At 64.0% G+C, this 1928-nt stretch carries 2 protein-coding genes and 1 pseudogene; 2 read left to right on the forward strand and 1 reads right to left on the reverse strand.

Annotation, left to right across the window (positions count from 1 at the left end):
• Both I5W_RS00710 and I5W_RS00715 read left to right on the forward strand, forming a co-directional pair.
• A partial coding sequence (locus I5W_RS00710; protein WP_044527817.1) for a methylglyoxal synthase occupies positions 1 to 665 on the forward strand: 665 nt, incomplete at its 5' end.
• Between the two features lie 7 nt (positions 666 to 672).
• A complete protein-coding gene (locus I5W_RS00715; RefSeq protein WP_017451008.1) occupies positions 673 to 1287 on the forward strand; it encodes a hypothetical protein in 615 nt (204 codons plus the stop codon).
• Between the two features lie 66 nt (positions 1288 to 1353).
• Here I5W_RS00715 and I5W_RS00720 read toward each other — a convergent pair.
• A pseudogene (locus tag I5W_RS00720) lies at positions 1354 to 1928 on the reverse strand (EAL domain-containing protein); the annotation flags it as partial.

Raw genomic sequence — 1928 nt, forward strand, 5'->3', positions numbered from 1 at the left:
GCGGCTTGATGAAGCTTGTTTCGCGCACCGTCGACCCCGACCCGCAGCGTACCCTGGATGCGGTGATCTACCTGATCGACCCGGTCGATCCTTCCTCCACTTCCCCGGAAGCGGTGGCACTCAAGCGCCAGTGCGTCATCCACGGCAAGCCTTTCCTGTCGACCCTGGCCGGCGCCCAGGAATGGTTCGAACTGGAAGCCATCGCCAATGGCGCCAAGCCCGACAGCTTCCTGGATGACCGCTTCCACCTCCAGCAGGAAGGCATCGCCCTGATCGCTCACGATGCCATGAAGTCGCGCATGTTGGAGCTGGCCGAGAAGCACTTCGAGGTACTGGACCAGTTCGCCTTCCGCTGCGCCACCGGCACCACCGGTGGACTGCTGAACCAATTGGCCATGAGGATGAAAGGCGAAGCCGGCCGCCACTGGGTCAAGCCCTTCCTCTCCGGCCCCCTGGGCGGCGACGCCCAGATCGCCGAACTGATCCTGGAGCGCCAGTGCCGGCGCGTGCTGTTCCTGGAAGATCCGCATGTAGCGCGCCAGCACGAAGCCGACATCCAGTTGCTGGAACGCGCCGCCCGCACCGTGACCGCCTATGCCTCCTGCATGAGCGATGTCCGATGGGGCGACCGCTGGCTCTCGCTCATCAAGGCGCGCGCGGTCTGATTTGCCGATGACGTCGTCTTCCCCGCCGCCACGCCGCAGCCATCGCTGGCGTCGACGCCTGCTGGCCCCGCTGATCTATACCGCAGCCCTGCTGCTGATGCTGGAAGAATGGCTGTGGGATGCCACCCAGGCCCTGCTGGCGCGCATTCCCGACTGGCCGCTGCTGGTGCGGCTGCAACGCTGGGTGGAGCGGCTCTCGCCGTATGCTGCCCTGATGATCTTCCTGGCGCCGACCCTGCTGCTGCTGCCGGTGAAGATCCTGGCGCTGCTCTCCATCACCCACGGCCACCCTACCCTGGGCTTGCTCATCGTGCTCAGTGCCAAGGTCTTGGGCACGGCACTGGTCGCGCGCATCTATGCGCTGACCCGACGCAGCCTGCTGTCACTGCCCTGGTTCGTGCGCTATCACGACCGCTTGCTGGCCTTCAAGGCCAGGCTCACGGCGCAATTGCAAGCCACGGCAGGCTGGCAACAGGTGCAACGGCTGGTGCGGTCGGCCCGCCAAGGTCTGGCCCGCATCAAAAACGCGCTGGCGCAACGCATGGCGGCCCAACCGGGCGGACCCGCCACACGTCTGCTGCGACTGTTGCGACGGCTGGTAAGCCGTATGCGCAAGCATTAAGGGGCGCCCACGAAAAAGGCTGCCGCGGCAGCCTTTGGTCTTCCTACGATCCCGCACGGGGCGCAATCAATCATCGTCGTCATCGTCATCGATATAGCCTTCCGGCGGCGGCGACATCTGCATGGAAGCCTGCCCCCCGATGTTGTTGTTGGAAATGCTGTTGCCCCATTCGAAGGCGTGCTTTTCGGCGGCAAAGAAATCGTCGGCCGACAATTGCAGTTCATCCAGCAGGCGTTGCATCTCGGCCTGGTCGGGCTCGCGCAGTTCGGTGCACTCCACCAGGCGCAGGACCGAACCATAGTAGCCATTGCGCCGCAGCAGCGCTTCGCGGATTTCGGTACTGACGGTGATCTGGCGCAGCACGCTTTCCATGCTCATGCCAAAGAGCGCATCGACCAGCGACATGATGCCGACAGTGAAGGCCATCTCCGACATCTTGCGTCGTCCGGGCCGGATCTTGGCCGTGATCAATTCCAGCATCTTGCCGCGCGTGGCCGCCAGGATCATCAGCGGCGACATGGTGTGGGCACGCTCCTTGTCGGTATTGGCAAAGAGCAGGATCTGCAGCCAGCGCTTGAGTTGTCGGCGTCCCAGCACGATCAAAGGCTGGCCCAGCGAATCGATGAACTTCTGGAAACCGT

Origin of the sequence: Herbaspirillum sp. B65 (genome assembly GCF_000333555.1) — a bacterium.
Lineage (GTDB): Bacteria > Pseudomonadota > Gammaproteobacteria > Burkholderiales > Burkholderiaceae_D > Herbaspirillum > Herbaspirillum rubrisubalbicans.